This is a genomic window from Geodermatophilus amargosae, assembly GCF_041028265.1.
In the GTDB taxonomy this organism is placed as follows: Bacteria; Actinomycetota; Actinomycetes; order Mycobacteriales; family Geodermatophilaceae; genus Geodermatophilus; species Geodermatophilus amargosae_A.
In genome coordinates this window covers 358,547-376,360 of sequence record NZ_JABGCW010000002.1, presented here as the reverse complement: position 1 = coordinate 376,360, position 17,814 = coordinate 358,547, and the positions used below count along the sequence as shown (strand labels likewise).

The window sequence follows — 17,814 nt, the reverse complement described above, 5'->3', positions numbered from 1 at the left end:
CTCCGGCACCGCAGCCCGACAGGAGTCCCCGTGTCCGAAGCCCCCGTTCCCTCCCGGGTGCCCGTGCTCGTCGCCGGCGGCGGCCCCAGCGGGCTCGCCGCCGCCATCGAGCTGGGCCGGCGGGGTGTCGAGGTGCTCGTCGTCGAGCCCCGCACGGTCCTCGACCCGCTGCGCCCGCGGGCCAAGACGACGAGCGTCCGCACCATGGAGCACCTGCGCCGCTGGGGCCTGGCCGACCGGCTGCGCGCCGCCGCTCCCCTGCCGGTGTCCCACGCCCAGGACGTCGTCTTCTGCACCGGCCTGTTCGGCCACGAGATCACCCGCTTCCCCGAGGCCTTCGGCCTGTGGACCGAGCCGCGTCAGCTCGCCGCGGAGGCCGGCCAGCAGGCGCCGCAGCCCGACGTCGAGGTCCTGCTGCGGGCGGCCGCCGACGAGCTGCCGTCGGTCACGCTGCTGGTCGGCTCGCGGGTCACCGCCGTCGTCGACGGCCCGGCGGGGGTGCGCGCCACCGTCGAGGGCCCGGACGGCGCGACCACCGACGTCGCCGCCGACTGGCTGCTCGGCTGCGACGGCAGCTCCGGCGTCTCGCGCCGCGCGATCGGCGCCCGCTACGAGGGCTCCTCCGGCGCGCTGCCCAACCTCAGCGTCACCTTCCGCTCCCGGGCGCTGGAGGAGCGGCCGCTGTGCGCCCTCGGCGTCCACTACTGGGTGATCGGCACCGAGCGCGGCGGGCTGATGGGCCGCCTCGACCTCGACGGCACCTGGTGGGCGATCGTGCAGGGGCTCGACACGGTGGCCGAGGACGCCGACCCGGTCGTGCTGGTGCGGGCGATGGTCGGGGACGACATCGACGTCGAGGTGCTGGCCACCGACCCGTGGCAGGCGCGGATGCTGCTCGTCGACCGATATCGCGGCGAGCGGGTGCTCCTCGTGGGCGACGCCGCGCACCTCAACCCGCCGTGGGGCGGGCACGGGTTCAACACCTGCGTCGGCGATGCGGTGAACGTCGGCTGGAAGCTCGCCGCCGTCCTGCGGGGCTGGGCGCCGGCCGCGCTGCTGGACAGCTACGAGCCCGAGCGCCGGCCGGTGGCGCAGCGGACGATCGAGGCGGCCGGCAGCCAGGAGGCCTTCCTCGCCCCCGCCTTCTCCGGCCACGACCTCGACGACGACGGCCCGACCGGCTGGGAGCTGCGCGCGGCGCTCGCCGAGGCGCTGCAGGTCAAGGACCCCGAGTTCCACAGCCTGGGCCTGGTGCTCGGCTACGACTACCCCGGCTCCCCCGTCGTCGTCCCGGACGGCCGCCCGGTGCCCGAGCCGGCGCTGGCCACCTTCACCCCGTCGGCCCACCCCGGCGCCCGGCTGCCGCACGCCTGGCTGGCCGACGGCGACTCGCTGTTCGACCGGCTCGGCCCCGAGCTCACCCTGCTGCGGCTGGACGCGGCGGCCGACCCCGCGCCGGTGGCCGCCGAGGCGCGGCGGCGGGGCGTCCCGCTGACCGTGGTCGACCTCCCCGACGTCCCGGGGCTGCGCGAGCTGCTCGGCGAGGACCTGGTGCTCGTGCGCCCCGACCAGCACGTGGCCTGGCGCGGCCCCGCCGTCGCCGACCCCGCCGCGCTGTTCGACCGCGTCCTCGGGACGGCGACCGTCGGCGCTCCGGCGTCCCGGTGAGCACCGCGCTGCGCGTCGGCCTCGTCGGCGCCGGACCGTGGGCGGGCATGGCGACCGCGCCGCTGCTCGCGGCCGGTCCGGCGACGACGCTCACCGCGGTGTGGGCGCGCCGTCCCGACGCCGCGCAGGAGCTCGCCGCCCGGCACGGCGCGGTCGCCGCCGGCTCGATCGAGGACCTGCTCGCGCGCTGCGACGCGGTCGCCCTCGCCGTCCCGCCGGACGTGCAGGCCGACCTCGCCGTCCGTGCCGCCCGGGCCGGCCGGCACCTGCTGCTGGAGAAGCCGCTCGCGACCAGCGTCGCCGCCGCCGAGGCGCTGGCCGACGCCGCGGACGAGGCCGGCGTCGTCTCGCAGCTGTGCCTGACCAACCGCTGGTCGACGGCGGTGCGCACGCTCCTCGAAGAGGCCGCCGGCACGACCGTGGACGCGGCGACGACGTCGTTCGTCAGCGGCGCGGCCCTGCCCGGGTCACCGTTCGCCACGCCGTGGCGCACCGCCGGCAGTGCCCTGCTCGACGTCGGCCCGCACACGCTCGACCTGCTGGTCGCACTCGCCGGCCCGGTCGAGCGGGTGGGTGCCGCGACCGGCCCCGCCGGCGCCGTCCTGGTCACCACCCGGCACGCCGGCGGCGCGGCCGGGTCCGTGCTGCTGTCCACGACGACCCCCGGCGCCCGCGGGCCGCTGCGCGCCGAGGTGCTCACCGACGCCGGCCGGCTCGTGCTGGCCGATCCCTCCGCCGAGCGCCCCGACGTCGTGGGCGGCGCAATGGTGGCCGACTTCGCCGCGGCCGTGGCCGCCGGGGTCTCCCCCGCACTCGACGTCCACTCCGGCGTCCGGCTGCAGCGCCTGCTCGCCGCCGTCGCGCGCTCCCTGTCCGAGGGCACCGCCGTGCCCGTCCCGACCTCCCAGGAGACCCGATGACCGCCACGTCCCCGACACCGTCCTCCCGGACGTTCCCCGAGGGCTTCCTCTGGGGCTCCGCCACCGCCGCCCACCAGGTCGAGGGCGGCAACGTGAACAACGACCACTGGGAGATGGAGCACGCCGAGCACTCGCCGTTCCGCGAGCCCAGCGGCGACGCCTGCGACTCCTTCCACCGCTGGCCCGAGGACCTCGACCTCGTCGCCGGCGCGGGCCTGAACACCTACCGGTTCAGCCTCGAGTGGAGCCGCATCGAGCCCGAGGAGGGCGAGGTCTCCCGTGCCGGGCTCGACCACTACCGCCGGATCGTCGACGGCTGCCGCGACCGCGGGCTGACCCCGGTGGTCACGCTCGTGCACTTCACGATGCCGCGCTGGCTGGCGCACGACGGCGGCTGGACCGGGCCGAAGGCCGGCGACCGGATCGCCCGCTACGCCGAGACCGTGCTGCCGGTGCTCGCCGACGCCGGCTACGTGGCCACGCTCAACGAGCCCAACCTCATGGCCGCGCAGCCGGTGATGGGTGCGATGGCCATGCGCGGGGAGGAGATCAGGGGCCTCCCCCGCCCCGACCAGGAGGTCGCCGAGGCGCTGCTCGGCCTGCACGCCCGGTCGATGGAGGTGCTCCGCGGGAACGTCCGCAACGCCGGCATGACGCTGGTCGGCCGGGAGCACGTCGCCGAGGACGGCGGCGAGGAGCTCATGCAGGCCGAGCGCGCCGCCTTCGAGGACCAGTTCCTCGAGGCCGCCCGCGGCGACGACTTCGTCGGCCTGCAGGTCTACACCGCCGCCCGCTTCGGCCCCGACGGGCTGATCGCGCCGGCGCCGGAGCTGCAGACCCTCGCCCATGGCATGGAGCGCCGGCCGCAGGCGCTCGGCGCCGCGGTCACCCGTGCCGCGGAGGTGCTGCCCGGCATGCCGCTGTTCGTCACCGAGAACGGCATCGCCACCGCTGACGACGCCGACCGCATCCGCTTCACCACGGACGCGCTGACGTCGCTGGCCGCCGCGATCGAGGGCGGCGCCGACGTCCGCGGCTACCTGCACTGGTCGCTGCTGGACAACTTCGAGTGGATGCTCGGCTACCTGCCCACCTTCGGCCTGGTCGCCGTCGACCGGCAGACCTTCACCCGGACGCCCAAGCCGAGCCTGGCGTGGCTCGGCGAGGTGGCCCGCCGCAACGGGCTCGCGTGATGCGGGCCGTGGGGATCCGCCGCGACGGCGGCCCGGTCGAGGTGGCCGCGCTGTCCGACGACGGCACGGCGGTGACCGTGCTGGCGCCGCTGGAGGAGTTCTGGGCCGACGCCGCCGCGCACCTGGGGCGCCCTGCCGACGGGGAGCCGGTGCCCGCCGGCGACGTCGAGTTCGTCCCGCCGGTGCTGCCCGGCGCCCGGGTGGTGTGCATCGGGCTGAACTACCTCAGGCACGTGGCCGAGGGGTCCTTCGCCGACGAGGGGGTGCCGCCGTACCCGACGCTGTTCGCCCGCTGGACGCGGTCGCTGACCGTGGACGGCGCGCAGATCCCGGTGCCCGCCGACGAGGACGGCCTGGACTGGGAGGGCGAGGTGGTGGCCTACGTCGGCTCGACCCTGGTCGACGCCACCCCGGACGAGGCGCTGGCCGCCGTCGTCGGGTACTCGACGTTCAACGACGTGACCTCGCGGCGGGCGCAGAAGCTCACCTCGCAGTGGATCCTCGGCAAGAACGGCGACCGCTCCGGCCCGCTCGGGCCGCTCGTGCCGGCCGCCGAGGTCGGCGACCTGCGCGACGGGCTGCGGGTGCGGACCCGGGTCAACGGCGAGACCGTCCAGGACGGGCGCACCGACGAGATGGTCTACCCGGTCGGCGACACCCTCGCGCTGATCAGCCGCACCTTCACGCTGCGCCCCGGCGACCTGCTGGCCACCGGCACGCCGTCCGGAGTCGGCTACGCCCGTACGCCCCCGTGGCTGATGCAGCCCGGCGACGTCGTCGAGGTCGAGGTCGAGCGGCTCGGGGTGCTCACCAACACCGTCGTCGGTCCGGAGGCCCGCCGTGGCCGGTGAGTTCCGCCGGTACCTGTTCCCGCACGACCACCCGCGGCTGGCGGAGGTCCGCGGGATGGACCCCCACGCCTACCGCGAGCACGCCCGGACGCCGGGGACGTTCACCGGCGGCCTGGTCGAGGGGTGGACGCCGCTGTACCTGGCCCCGTTCCGCGGGGTCACCGAGGACGGCGTCCTCCGGGAGGGACTGCACCCGCTGACGCCGGCCGGGCCCGGCGAGGAGGCGCCGGTGGCCGCGATGGTGGCCGCCGCCGGGGCGCTGCTCGGCCTGCTGACGCCGGAGGACCGCGCACGGGCCTGCTTCCCCGTGGACGCGCCCGAGTGGCAGACCTGGGCCAACCCGGAGTTCATGCAGTTCGACACCGGGCTGCGGCTGGAGTTCCAGCCGGCGGAGGTGCGAGAGGCGGCGCTGGCGCTGGTGCGCGCGTCGCTGTCGCCCGAGGGCGCCGGTCTGGTGCACGCCGCGATGCTGGTCAACGGCTTCCTCGGCGACGTCGTCGACCTGCCCACCGTGCTGGGCGACTGGAGCTACAACGTCGCGCTGTACGGCACCCCCGACCTGCGCGCGCCGTGGGGCTGGCAGCTCTACGGCCACCACTGCGCGGTGAACGTGCTGGTGGTCGAGGGCCGGATGGTCGTCTCGCCGGTGTTCGTGGGCGCCGAGCCCGACGAGATCGACGACGGCCCGCACGCCGGCGTCGCCGACCTCTTCGCCGACCGGATCGACGCCGGCCTGGCCGTGATGGCCGCGCTGACGCCGGAGCAGCGGGCGACCGCCACCGTCTACGAGCGGATGGTCGACCCGGCGATGCCACCCGGCCGCGTGCACCCCGGCGACGAGCGGCACCTGGCCGGCGCGTTCCAGGACAACCGCGTGATCCCGGTCGAGGGCGTGCGGCTGTCGGAGGTGTCGGCGGAGGCCCGCGCCCGCGTGCTCGACGTCGTCGCCACCTTCGTGCGGCTGCTGCCGGAGGGCCCGCGCGCGGCGCGGGTGCGCGAGGTCGGGGCGCACCTGGACGAGACGTGGTTCTCCTGGATCGGCGGGCACGCGCCCGGCGACGTCTTCTACTACCGGGTGCAGTCGCCGGTGGTGATCGCCGAGCTCGACCACCACTGCGGCGTCTTCCTCGACTACGACACCCCGAAGCCCTTCCACGTGCACACCGTGCTGCGCACCCCGCACGGCAACGACTACGGCCGCGCCTGGGTCCGGGAGTGGGAGTCACGCACGATCAGGTGACCTGATCGTGCCGCGTCCTGGCTCACCGTCGACGGCGAGCCAGGACGCGCTCCGGTGAGCCAGGACGTGCGGCTACAACCCCTGCGCCAGCCGGTGGTAGGCCGCGCTCCAGCGCAGCTCCCTCGTCAGTGACCGGCGGGTGGTGTCGGCGTCGATGAGCACCAGCTCGGTGCCGAACACCTCGGCGAGGTCGGTGAGCTCGTCGGCACCGAGCTGGGTGGACAGCACCGTGTGGTGCGGGCCCCCGGCGGTCAGCCAGCCCTCGGTCGCCGTCGGGAAGTCCGGGCGCGGCTGCCACACCGCGCGGGCCACCGGCAGGTTCGGCAGCTCCTCGCCGGGCTCGACGAGGTCGATCTCGTTGGCCACCCAGCGGAAGCGGTCCCCGAGGTCGCACCACCCGACGACGACGCCCTCGCCCGGTGCCGCGGTGAACACCAGCCGGGCGGGGTCCTCGCGGCCGCCGATCGACAGCGGGTGCACCTCCACCCGGGGCCGCCCGCCGGCGATCGTCGGGCAGACCTCGAGCATGTGGGCGCCGAGCACGCGCGGCGTCCCGGTGAGGTCGTAGGTGTAGTCCTCCATGAACGACGTCCCGCCCGGCAGCCCGGCACCGGCGACCTTGAGCGTGCGCAGCAGGACCGACGTCTTCCAGTCCCCCTCGCCGCCGAACCCGTAGCCGTCGGCCATCAGCCGCTGGACGGCCAGGCCGGGGAGCTGGCGCAGGCCGCCGAGGTCCTCGAAGTTGGTGGTGAAGGCGCCGAAGCCGCCGTCCTCGAGGAAGGTGCGCAGCGCCGCCTCCAGGCGCGCCTGGTACCGGACGGACCGGTGCTGCGGCCCGCCCGGCCGGGCGCCGTCGGAGAGGTCGTAGAGGTCGCCGTACTCCTCGACGAGCGCGTCGACCTCCTTGTCCTCCACCGCCTCGACGACGGCGACGAGGTCGTTGACGCCCCACGTGTTCACCGAGACGCCGAAGCGGATCTCGGCCTCGACCTTGTCGCCCTCGGTCACGGCCACGTCGCGCATGTTGTCGCCGAAGCGGGCCAGCTTCAGCGAGCGGACCGCGGTGGCCGCGGCCGCCGCCCGCGCCCACGAACCGACGCGGGCGCGCACCCGCGGGTCGGAGACGTGCCCGGCCACCGTCGTCCGTGGCATGCGCAGCCGGGTGAGGACGAACCCGTACTCCCGGTCGCCGTGCGCGGCCTGGTTGAGGTTCATGAAGTCCATGTCGATCGTCGCCCACGGCAGGGCGGCGTCGGCCTGGGTGTGCAGGTGCAGCAGCGGCTTGCGCAGGGCGTCGAGTCCGGAGATCCACATCTTGGCCGGCGAGAAGGTGTGCATCCAGGTGACGACGCCGACGCAGGACGGGTCCTCGTTGGCCTGGCCCATGGTCCGGCGGATCGCCCCGGCGTCGGTGAGCACGGGCTTCCACACCACCCGGACCGGCACCTCGCCGGCCTCGTCGAGGGCCGCGGCCACCCGCTGGGACTGCTCGGCGACCTGCCGCAGCGTGTCCTCGCCGTACAGCCCCTGGCTGCCGGTCAGGAACCACACCTCGTGCTGGGCGTACGGGTCTGCGACCACGGGGCTGCCCCTCCTCACTGTCCGTAGACGTTCTGGTAGCGCGCGTACAGCGCGTCGACGTGCTCCTGGGCGATGGGGACGGGCTCCCCGAGCTGGCGGGACAGGTGCACCGTCCGCGCCACGTCCTCGGTCATGACGGCGGCCTTGACCGCGGCCCGCGCCGAGGGGCCGACGGTGAAGACGCCGTGGTTGCGCATGAGCACCGCCGGCGACCGGGAGCCGCGCAGCGTGTCGACGATGCCCTGCCCGATCGAGTCGTCGCCGATCAGCGCGAACGGGCCGACCGGGATCGGCCCGCCGAACTCGTCGGCCATCGCGGTCAGCACGCAGGGGATCTCCTCCGCGCGCGCCGCCCACGCCGTCGCGTACGGGCTGTGCGTGTGCACCTGGCCGGCGACCCCGGGCATGGACCGGTAGACGAAGGCGTGCGCGGCGGTGTCGCTGGAGGGCTTGCGTGCCCCGTCGACGACGCCGCCGTCGAGGTCGCAGACGGTGACGCCCTCCCAGGACAGCTCGTCGTAGGAGACGCCGCTGCCCTTGATGACGAACAGGTCCTCGCCGGGGACCCGCTCGGAGACGTTGCCCGACGTCCAGGTCACCAGCCCGTAGCGGGTCAGCTCCGCGTGCAGGCGGGCCACGTGGCCGCGCTGCTCGCGGTGCGAGCCGCGCTCGGTCAGGGTGGCGGTCATCGGGGTTCTCCTCGCTGGGCGGGACTCACGTGGTCGACGGCGGCCCGCTCGACCGGGAGCGCGGCGACGTAGCGCTGCATGAAGGCGTCGAATCCGGCGACGTCGACCGGGTCCGGCTCGGCTGTCCGCACGTCCGCGCCGGTGAAGACCGTGGTCTCCAGGTAGTCCGCCAGGCTCCGTTCCGGAGAGCGACTGCCGGCGAAGGCAGCCAGGACGGCGATGCCCCAGGCGCCTCCCTCGCCGGCGACGTCACCGACGGAGACCGGGGTGTCGATGGCGGCGGCCAGGAAGCGTTGCGCGACGCCCTCCGTCTTGAACAGGCCGCCGTGAGCGAACATCCGGTCGAGCCGCACGCCCTCGGCTCGCTGCAGGACGTCCATGCCGATCCGGAGCGTGGCCAGGGACGAGTACAGGTGGGTCCGTACGAAGGTGCCCAGGTCGAGCCGGCTGTGCGGGGATCGCACGAACAGTGGCCGGCCCTCCTCGAGCCCGGTGATCGGCTCCCCGGAGAGGTAGTTGTAGGCCAGCATCCCGCCGCCGTCACTGGCACCACCGAGAGCCCCGGTGAAGAGGATCTCGAAGATCGCCGACGGGTCCGCCTGGGACCCCAGAGCCCGGGCGAACTCGGTGAACAGCCCGGCCCAGGCCTCCAGCTCGCTGGCCCCGTTGTTGCAGTGCACCATGGCCACCGGGTCGCCGGCCGGTGTGGTGACCAGGTCCAGTTCGCGGTGCACCCCGGCGAGCTCGTGCTCCAGCACGACCATGGCGAAGATGCTGGTACCAGCGGAGACGTTGCCGGTGCGCGGAGCGATCGAGTTGGTGGCGACCATCCCGGTGCCCGCGTCACCCTCCGGCGGGCAGAGCGGGATGCCGGGGCGCAACCGCCCGGTGGGGTCCAGCAGCTTCGCGCCGGCCTCGGTCAGTTCGCCGCCCTGATGGCCGGCGGGCTCGATCCTGGGGAGCAGGTCGGCGAGGGTCAGGTCCACCCCCGCCTCGGCGGCCAGCTGGTCGAACCGGGCCAGCATCCCGGCGTCGTACCCGCGGGTGCCGTCGTCGATGGGGAACATGCCGCTGGCATCACCGATGCCGAGGACCTTCTCGCCGGTGAGCTTCCAGTGCACGTAGCCGGCCAGGGTCGTCAGGTGGTCCAGGCGACCGACGTGCTCCTCGCCGTCCAGGATCGCCTGGTAGAGGTGCGCGACGCTCCACCGGTGCGGGATGTTGATGCCGAACTCTGCGCTGAGCCGCTCTGCCGACCGTCCCGTGCTCGTGTTGCGCCACGTGCGGAACGGCGTGAGCAACTCACCGTCGGCGTCGAACGCGAGGTAACCGTGCATCATCGCCGACACGCCCAGGGCCCCGACCGTGGACACGTCGACCCCATGACGCCGCTGCACGTCCTCGGCCAGAGTGACGAAGCTCTGCTGCACCCCGGTCCAGACGTCGTCGAGCGCATACGTCCACAGCCGGTCCACGAGCTGGTTCTCCCAGTCGTGGCTGCCGACCCCGAGCGGAGCGTGGTCCGGCCCGATCAGCACCGCCTTGATCCGTGTCGACCCGAGCTCGATCCCCAGGGCCGTGCGACCGCCGGTGATCGCTGCGCCGGCGTTCTCCGACATCGGTCCTCCTGCTCTGCGGCGGCCGGTCGGGCCACCGCCGTGTGCGGGTCGCGGGAGCCGCGCCCGGTGGGTGCTCGGGGATGCGGGTGGGGCCGCCACGGGACGCGGCGGGAGGGGCACCCGGCCGGCGGGGCGCCGGCGGAGGGCGCTAGGTCCGGGAGCCCGGCGGCGGGGCGGTCGAGGCGCGGACCACCAGGGCCGCGGGGACGACGACGGCGTCGTCGCCCGAGGTCCCCGCCGGGTCCTCGATGCGGCGCAGCAGCAGGTCCACGCAGCGCCGTCCCACCTCGGCGAAGTCCTGCCGGACGGTGGTGAGCGGCGGGCGCAGGTACTCGGCCTCGGCGATGTCGTCGAAGCCGACCACGCTGACGTCCTCGGGGATCCGGACCCCGCCCTCGGCCAGCGCGCGGATCATGCCGAGCGCCATGTGGTCGTTGCCGACGAAGACGCCGGTCACCGGCACGCCCGCGGCCAGCAGCGCCAGCCCGGCCTCGTAGCCCGAGCGGGCGCTCCAGTCGCCGGGCAGGACGGTGTCGGCGGGCAGCCCCGCGGCGGCCAGGGTCTGCTGCCAGCCCTGCAGCCGGGCGGCGGCCTCGATCCAGTCCTCGCGGCCGGACACGTGGCCGATGCGGCGGTGACCGAGGTCGACGAGGTGCCGGGTGGCCTGCACCGCTCCCCCGACCTGGTCGATGACCACGGAGGTGATGCCCGGCGCGGCGCCGCCCTCGACGGCCACGGCGGGCAGGTCGGCGGGCAGGCCCGCCATCACCCGGACGGCCGAGCGCTGCGGCGCCAGGACGACGACACCGGACACCGAGTGCTCCCGGAGCCGCTCGACGGCGTCGGTGAACCCCTGCTCCGACAGGTCGGGGACGGTGGCCACGTGCACGTGGTAGCCGCGCTCCCGGGCCGCCTGCTCGAGGCTGAACAGGGTGCTCGCCGGCCCGTAGAGGCCGGTGTCGAAGGCGACGACGCCGATCGTGTCGGTGCGGCGGGTGACCAGTGCCCGGGCGGTGAGGTTGCGGCGGTAGCCCAGCTTCTCCATCGCCGCGTGCACCCGGGTGCGGGTCTCCTCGGCCACGTGCGGGTGGTCGTTGAGGACGCGGGAGACGGTCTGCGCGGACACCCCGGCCAGCCGGGCGACGTCGGCCATGACGGCCGGCCGGCTGCCCGCCTGGCCTCTCGGCCGCCCGCTCACGACCGCCGATCCTGTCAGGCCGCGGTGGGTCCCGCGGCCCGTGCCGTCGAGGGGCGGTACCCCCACGGCCGTCACGACGCCGTCCCGCTGCGCCGGCCGGTGACCCGCTGCAGGACGACGAAGACCAGCAGCAGGACACCCACCGTGATCTTGGTCCACCAGGAGTTCAGCCCGCCGTCGAAGTCGATGAGCGCCTTGATCGTGCCGAGGACCAGCACCCCCAGCAGCGAGCCGAGGACCAGGCCGCGCCCCCCGACCAGCACGGTGCCGCCGATGACGACCGCGGCGATCGCGTCCAGCTCCAGCCCGATGCCGTGCAGGCTCCAGCCGGAGAGGATGTAGACGCTGAACAGCAGGCCGCCCAGGGCGGAGCAGAAACCGCTGATCACGTAGACGCCGACCTTCGTCCGGCCGACCGCCAGCCCCATGAGCGCGGCGGAGGACTCGCTGCCCCCGATCGCGTAGACCGTGCGCCCGAACCGGGTCCGGTGCAGGACGTAGGCGGCGACGGCGACGACGACGAGGGCGAGCACCGCGCCGTAGGACAGGAACGTGCCGCCCGGCAGCTCGACGACGTTGATGGCCACGGCGGTGAACCAGTCGTCCTGGATGGGGATCGACGGCCCGCTGATGGCGAAGCAGATGCCGCGGGCGAGGAACATGCCGGCGAGGGTCACGATGAACGGCTGCAGCTGCAGCCCGTGGATGGCCAGGCCCATCAGCCACCCGAGCAGCGCGCCGGTCGCCAGCACGACGGCGATGACCAGCGGCGCCGGCCAGCCGGCCTGCAGCAGGCGCGCCGCCATCACCGTGCCCAGGGCGACGACCGCGCCGGAGGACAGGTCGATGCCGCCGGTGAGGATCACGAAGGTCATCCCGACCGCCAGCACGATCAGGTAGGCGTTGTCGACCAGCAGGTTGAGGGCCACCTGCGGATAGCCGAAGTTCTCGTAGCGGATGCTGCCGGCGCCGAAGAGGACCACCAGCAGGACGGCGGTCACGAGCACGGAGAAGGTGCTCGACCCCGTGCTGGTGCTGCGCAGCCAGCGGCGGACGGCGCCCTGCCACCCCGTGCGGGACGTCGCGGTCCGCGGCGGGCCGCCCGGAGGAGCGGGCACCTGCTCCTCGGGGGGCCGGGTGTCGGAGACGGTCATCGGAGGACCTCCTGCTGGGCCGGCCGGCCGGGGACGTCCCCGGTGCCGGGGACCGGGACCGGGGAGGCGGGCCGGACCTCGTCCGGCGGGGCGGACCCGGAGGCGGCCGTACCGGCACCGCCGTCCGGGGTGGCGGAGGGCGGGGTCGCGCTCCGGCGGCCCCTGCGGCCCAGCGCCGCGCGCACCCGCGGTGCCTGCAGCAGGAACACCATGATGATCACCACGGCCTTGAACAGCCGGATGTACTCGTCGGGCAGGCCCATGGTGAGCACCGTCGTCGTCAGCGTCTGCAGGATCAGCGCGCCGACGACCGTGCCGGTCAGCGAGTAGCGCCCACCGGCCAGCGAGGTGCCGCCGATGACGACGGCGAGGATCGCGTCGAGCTCGATGAACAGCCCCGCCCGGTTCGCGTCGGCGGCGCTGACGTTGGCCGTGACCATGAGGCCGGCGACCGCCGCCACGAAGGCGATGAAGACGTAGACGGTGAAGGTGATGCTGCGCGCCCGGACGCCGGCCAGCCGCGCCGCGGCCGGGTTGACGCCGACGGCCTCGATGAGCACGCCGAGCGCGGTGCGCCGGGTGAGCACGGCGACCAGCAGCAGCACCAGCCCGGTGATCACGATCTGGACCGGCACCCCGGCGACGTAGCCGCCGCCGAGCCAGTCGAACACCGGGTTCTCGGCGGTGACGATGTTGCCGTCGGTGATCAGCATGGCGATGCCGCGGCCGGCGGTCATCAGCACCAGCGTCGCGATGATCGGCTGGATCCCGACCACCGAGACGAGGAAGCCGTTCCAGGCCCCGAGCACCAGGCCCGCGGCGAGGGCCACGCCGATGGCGAGCGCGGCCGTGCCGCCCGAGGACGGGTCGTCGGCGCCCTCGACGATCGTGAAGGCGACCGATCCGGAGATGGCGAGGACCGCGCCGACCGAGAGGTCGATGCCGCGGGTGGCGATCACCAGCGTCATGCCGACCGCGATGAGCAGCACCGGCGCGACGTTCTTGACGACGTTCACCAGGTTGCCGAACAGGTGGCCGTCCTGGAAGCGCAGGGCGAAGAAGCCGGGGTTGGCGACCAGGTTGAACAGCAGCAGCACGGCGAGGGCGGCGACCGCCCACAGGACCGGCGAGCGGCGGGCGCGGGCGAGGAGTCCGTCGGCCGGGCGCCGCGAGGCGGGATCGGAGGCGGGTCGGTCAGTCACGGGCGTTCCCCCGGGCGATGAGGTCGACGACGCCGTCGAGCGTGGCGTCGGAGGCGTCGAGGTCGGCCACCTTGTGGTGGTCGCGCAGCACCACGACGGAGTCGCAGATGCGCAGGACCTCCTCCAGCTCCGCCGACACGAAGAGCACCGACATGCCCTCGCTCGCGAGCTGGGCGACGAGCTCCTGGATCTGGGCCTTGGCGCCGATGTCGATGCCGCGGGTCGGCTCGTCGAGCAGCAGCAGCCGCGGCTCGGTGAGCAGCCAGCGCGCGAGCAGCACCTTCTGCTGGTTGCCGCCGGAGAGGTTGCGCAGCAGCGCGCCGGGGTCGGCCGGCCGGACGTCGAGGGCCTTGATGTAGCGGGCGACCATCTCGTCACCGGCGCGGCGCGGGATGGGCCGCAGCCATCCGCGCCGGGCCTGCAGCGCGAGCAGCACGTTGTCGCGGACGGTGAGGTCGCCGACCACGCCCTCGCCCTTGCGGTCCTCGGACAGGAAGGCGATGCCCCGGGCGATGGCGGTGCGCGGCGTGCGCAGGCGCACCGGCTTGCCGTCCACCTCCACCCGCCCGCTGGTGGCCCGGTCCGCCCCGAACAGCAGCCGGGTGAGCTCGGTGCGGCCGGAGCCGAGCAGGCCGGCCAGGCCGACCACCCGCCCGGCGTGCACCTCCACGTCGGCGGGCTCGATGGCCCCCTTGCGGCCCAGACCCGACGCCGCCAGCCGCGGCACCGCCCCGGCCTCGACGGGCCGGGGCCCGGCGCGCTCGAGGTCCTCCAGCGTCGCCAGCTCGCGGCCGATCATGGCCCGCACCAGCTGGGTGCGCGGGAGCTCCGCGGTGCGGTACTCCCCCACCAGCCGGCCGTTGCGCAGCACGGTCATCCGGTCGCTGATCTCGTAGACCTGCTCGAGGAAGTGCGAGACGAAGAGGATCGCCACGCCGCGGTCGCGCAGCGACCGCACGACGCGGAACAACTCGGCGACCTCGCCGGCGTCGAGGCTCGAGGTGGGCTCGTCGAGGACCAGCACCCGGGCGTCGACGTCGACGGCGCGGGCGATGGCGACGAGCTGCTGGACGGCGATCGGGTGCGAGTCGAGGACCGACCGCGGGTCGATGTCGAGGTGCAGCTCCTGCAGGACCCGCTGGGCCCGCCGCCGCGAGGCGCGCTTGTCGATCTGCCCGGCGCGCCGGGGCTCACGGCCGAGGACGATGTTCTCGGTGACCGTGAGGTTCGGGCAGAGGTTGACCTCCTGGTACACGGTGCTGATCCCGGCCGCCTGGGCGTCGGCGGGGGTCGTGAACCGCTGCTCGACGCCGCCGACGGTCACGGTGCCGGCGTCGTAGGCGTAGACCCCCGTCAGCGCCTTGATCAGCGTCGACTTGCCGGCGCCGTTCTCGCCCATGAGGGCGTGCACCTCACCGGGGAACAGCCGCAGGGAGACGTCGTCGAGGGCCTTGACCCCCGGGAACTGGATCGTGATGCCGGTCATCGCGACGACCGGGTCCGACGGGGGCGGTACAGCGGCCGGGTCGGCCGGCACCGCGGTGCTGGGAGCTGGGGACACGGGAGGCCTCTCGGGAGGGAGGACCCACCGCCCGCCCCGGGGACGGCGCACCTGGGGACGGCGCACCCGGGACGGGCGGTGGGGACGGGAGCCGCGGCCGGCTCCCGCGGAGATCAGTACTTCCGGTCCGGGAGGACCTCGGCGGCCTGCTCCTGCGTGAAGGTGGTCTCCTCGGTGACCACCCGCTCGGGGACCTCCTCGCCGTCGAGGACCTGCTGGGCGAGCTCCATCAGCTGCTCACCCAGCAGCGGGTTGCACTCGACGATGAAGTTGATCTTCCCGTCGGCCAGCGCCTGCATGCCGTCGCGGACGGCGTCGACCGTGATGATCTGGACGTCCTGGCCGGGGACCTTGCCGGCCGCCTCGATGGCCTCGATGGCGCCGAGCCCCATGTCGTCGTTGTGCGCGTAGACGGCGTTGATCTCCGGGTTGGAGTTGAGCATCGCCTCCATGACCTCGCGGCCGCCGGTGCGGGTGAAGTCACCGGACTGCGAGGCCACGACGGTCAGGTTGGGGCTGCCGGCGATCGCCTCGGCGAACCCCTCCTGGCGGTCGATGGCCGGCGCGGCGCCGGTGGTGCCCTGCAGCTCGGCGATGTTCCACTGCGCGCCGGTCGAGGCCCAGTTCTCCACGGCCCACTCGCCGGCCTTCCTGCCCTCCTCGATGAAGTCCGACCCGAGGAAGGTGACGAAGAGGTCCTCCTGCTCGGTCTCCACCGAGCGGTCGGTGAGGATCACCGGGATGTTCGCGCGCTTGGCCTCGAGCAGGACGGCGTCCCAGCCGGTCTCGACGACGGGGCTGAAGGCGATGACGTCGACCCGCTGCTGGATGAAGGAGCGGATCGCCGAGATCTGGTTCTCCTGCTCGCCCTGGGCGTCGGAGAACTGCAGCTCGATGCCCGCCGCCTCGGCCGCGCTCTGGATGGACTCGGTGTTGGCGGTGCGCCAGCCGCTCTCGGCGCCGACCTGGGCGAAGCCCATGGTGATCGTGTCGTCCCCGCCGCCGCCGCCGCCACCGCCGCCGCCGCCGTCACCGGAGCCGCCGCAGGCCGCCAGGCCCAGGGCCGCGACCGACGCCGTGACGGCGGCGAGGAGCTTGTTCCTGATCAACGTCTGCCTCCTGTGAGTTCCTGCCGGCCCGTCCTGGCCGGTGTGGTGGTGCTCCCAGGGCGACGACCGTTGTCTGGTCCCCACGGACGCGCGTTCAGGCGGCTCGTCTGCGGGCCCGGCGACGCTGCTGGGCGTGATGCGGGACACTGTGAACGCAAACATGTGGCCGCGTCAAGAGGGTGCGAGGCGGCACTACGAAGGTGTCACCCGAGCGTGACCAGGCCGCCGACTGCGGCCCCGGTCACAGCCTGTTAACGTTCTCAGCGTCGCGGCGTGGCGGCCTGGTCCTCGGCGCGCGCGGAGACCCGGGGACGTGCACCCGGCCGAGGGCGTGCAGCGGTCCCCGGACGATCAGGTGACCTGATCGTGCGGTGTCCTGGCTCACCGTCGGCGGCGAGCCAGCACGCACCACGGTGAGCCGGGACGGGCGAGTGCTCAGCCCTCGAGCCGGGGGACGTCCGTCTGCACGCGGGGGTGTCCGTCCCCGGACGGGAGGGCGTCCGTCTCCGGACGGGGCCCGTCGTCGGGCGGGCGGGGGTTCTCCACCTGCGGGTGCGGGTCGTCACCGCGGTCGCGCGCGCGGCCGGCACCGGGCAGGCCCGACACCACCTGGTGCAGGTCGTCCATCAGCTCGAGCAACGCGTGCAGGTCCGTCGGCACCCGCCCCAGGTCGGCGGTGGTCGGCAGGTGGCCCGAGTCCAGCCCGCGCAGCAGCCGCGGGACCTGGTCGGTGAGGGCCGCCAGGTCGGCGGCCCGCTGCTCGGTGAGCAGCGCGGGCAGGCGGCCGAGCAGCGTACCCAGCGCGCGGGTCGCGTCGTCGTCGAGCTCGCGGCCCAGCCGGGTGAGCAGGCCGAGGACGGCGTCCACCTGCTCCTCGCCGAGCGCCTCCTCGACGCGGTCGAGGCGCTCGTCGGACAGCAGCCCGTCGAGCCGGGAGCCGACCCGGGCCAGGCGCTCGTCGTCGAGCAGCCCGACGGCGCGCTCCACCAGCCGCGGGACGCGCTCGTCGGCGAGCAGGTCGTCGAGCCGGCCGAGCAGTCGCTGCACCCGCTCGTCGGCCGCGAGGTCCAGCAGCGTGCGCACCCGCTCGTCGGCGGCCAGGTCGAGGGCCTGCTCCACCCGGGCGCCGGTCAGGAGGTCCAGGGTGCGGTCGACCCGGTCGCCGGCCAGGAGGTCCAGGGTCCGGTCGACCCGCTCGTCGGTCAGGACGTCGAGGGTGCGGTCGACCCGGTCGCCGGTGACGAGCTCGAGGGCCCGCACGACCCGGTCGTCCCCCGCGAGGTCGAGGGCGCGCTCCACGCGCTCGTCGGCGAGGTGGTCGAGCACCCGCTCGACCCGGGTCAGCAGGTCGGTCGACAGCAGCCGGTCGAGCCCGTCGGCGATCCCGTCCAGCCGGCCCGGGGCCAGCAGGCCGGAGGACAGCAGGCCGTCGACGGCGTCGAGGGCCCGCGGCACGACGTCGGCGCGTGACCGCAGCGTGTCCACGGTGCGGGTGACCGCCTCGACCCGCTCCGGCGACAGCACGGCGCCGATCCGGTCGACGAGGGTGCCCAGGGCCGCGATCCGCTCCGGCGTCATGACGGCGGCGAAGCGCCGCACGACGTCCGAGGCCACCTCCACCGCCTCCGGGCCCACCGCGACCGCCCGGGCCACGGCGGGACCGGCGCCGTCGAGCAGGGCACGGGTCCGGCGGAGCACGTCGTCGGCGAGTGGCAGGAGGCCCTCGGCGCGGGGCAGCGCCGCACCCAGGGTGCGGACGGACTCCGCGAGCGTCCAGGGCAGGTCGAGGAGGTCCGAGGGACCGGGCAGGCGCACGGGCGGTCCCTACC

Annotated in this window: 14 protein-coding genes; 5 read left to right on the top strand and 9 right to left on the bottom strand. The window is 74.7% G+C overall.

Going from position 1 to position 17,814, the window contains the following annotated elements; genetic code table 11:
* The first annotated feature begins 30 nt into the window (after positions 1-30).
* From HLV61_RS02765 to HLV61_RS02745, 5 genes are read left to right on the top strand one after another with little or no spacing between them, the layout of a single operon-like run.
* Complete coding sequence (locus HLV61_RS02765) at positions 31-1,668, top strand: FAD-dependent monooxygenase (protein WP_369252724.1); 1,638 nt, start codon at positions 31-33, stop codon at positions 1,666-1,668.
* Positions 1,665-2,588 (top strand): Gfo/Idh/MocA family protein, encoded by a 924-nt coding sequence (locus HLV61_RS02760; RefSeq protein ID WP_369252722.1) that lies wholly within the window; start codon positions 1,665-1,667, stop codon positions 2,586-2,588. The genes HLV61_RS02765 and HLV61_RS02760 overlap by 4 nt, the downstream gene beginning before the upstream one ends.
* Entirely contained in the window at positions 2,585-3,781 is a 1,197-nt protein-coding gene (locus tag HLV61_RS02755) for a glycoside hydrolase family 1 protein (protein ID WP_369252720.1), read from the top strand. Before HLV61_RS02760 ends, HLV61_RS02755 begins: the two co-directional genes overlap by 4 nt.
* Positions 3,781-4,632: a fumarylacetoacetate hydrolase family protein gene (locus HLV61_RS02750; RefSeq protein WP_369252978.1), complete on the top strand. Its 852-nt coding sequence runs from the start codon at positions 3,781-3,783 to the stop codon at positions 4,630-4,632. Before HLV61_RS02755 ends, HLV61_RS02750 begins: the two co-directional genes overlap by 1 nt.
* On the top strand, positions 4,622-5,872 hold the full coding sequence (locus HLV61_RS02745; protein ID WP_369252718.1) for a DUF3500 domain-containing protein: 1,251 nt from the start codon (positions 4,622-4,624) through the stop codon (positions 5,870-5,872). The genes HLV61_RS02750 and HLV61_RS02745 overlap by 11 nt, the downstream gene beginning before the upstream one ends.
* Positions 5,873-5,944: 72 nt before the next feature.
* On the opposite strand, the gene araA is transcribed toward HLV61_RS02745, so the two are convergent.
* The 9 genes from araA to HLV61_RS02700 all read right to left on the bottom strand — a co-directional run bounded on the left by araA (position 5,945) and on the right by HLV61_RS02700 (position 17,800).
* Positions 5,945-7,453: an L-arabinose isomerase gene (gene araA / locus HLV61_RS02740; protein ID WP_369252716.1), complete on the bottom strand. Its 1,509-nt coding sequence runs from the start codon at positions 7,451-7,453 to the stop codon at positions 5,945-5,947.
* A 14-nt stretch (positions 7,454-7,467) separates the two neighbouring features.
* A complete protein-coding gene (locus HLV61_RS02735; RefSeq protein WP_369252714.1) occupies positions 7,468-8,142 on the bottom strand; it encodes an L-ribulose-5-phosphate 4-epimerase in 675 nt (224 codons plus the stop codon).
* Positions 8,139-9,761 (bottom strand): xylulokinase, encoded by a 1,623-nt coding sequence (locus tag HLV61_RS02730; protein ID WP_369252712.1) that lies wholly within the window; start codon positions 9,759-9,761, stop codon positions 8,139-8,141. Before HLV61_RS02730 ends, HLV61_RS02735 begins: the two co-directional genes overlap by 4 nt.
* A 148-nt stretch (positions 9,762-9,909) precedes the next feature.
* Positions 9,910-10,959, bottom strand: a complete 1,050-nt coding sequence (locus HLV61_RS02725) for a LacI family DNA-binding transcriptional regulator (protein WP_369252710.1) — start codon at positions 10,957-10,959, stop codon at positions 9,910-9,912.
* Between the two features lie 71 nt (positions 10,960-11,030).
* Positions 11,031-12,113 (bottom strand): galactofuranose ABC transporter, permease protein YjfF, encoded by a 1,083-nt coding sequence (gene yjfF / locus HLV61_RS02720; RefSeq protein WP_369252708.1) that lies wholly within the window; start codon positions 12,111-12,113, stop codon positions 11,031-11,033.
* On the bottom strand, positions 12,110-13,315 hold the full coding sequence (locus tag HLV61_RS02715) for an ABC transporter permease (RefSeq protein ID WP_369252706.1): 1,206 nt from the start codon (positions 13,313-13,315) through the stop codon (positions 12,110-12,112). The genes yjfF and HLV61_RS02715 overlap by 4 nt, the downstream gene beginning before the upstream one ends.
* Positions 13,308-14,801 carry a sugar ABC transporter ATP-binding protein gene (locus tag HLV61_RS02710; protein ID WP_369252704.1) on the bottom strand — a complete coding sequence of 498 codons (1,494 nt, stop codon included), beginning with the start codon at positions 14,799-14,801 and terminating at the stop codon, positions 13,308-13,310. Before HLV61_RS02710 ends, HLV61_RS02715 begins: the two co-directional genes overlap by 8 nt.
* 188 nt (positions 14,802-14,989) lie before the next feature.
* Entirely contained in the window at positions 14,990-15,985 is a 996-nt protein-coding gene (locus tag HLV61_RS02705) for an ABC transporter substrate-binding protein (RefSeq protein ID WP_369252702.1), read from the bottom strand.
* Positions 15,986-16,420: 435 nt separating this feature from the next.
* Positions 16,421-17,800, bottom strand: a complete 1,380-nt coding sequence (locus HLV61_RS02700) for a hypothetical protein (protein ID WP_369252700.1) — start codon at positions 17,798-17,800, stop codon at positions 16,421-16,423.
* Between the last annotated feature and the right edge of the window lie 14 nt (positions 17,801-17,814).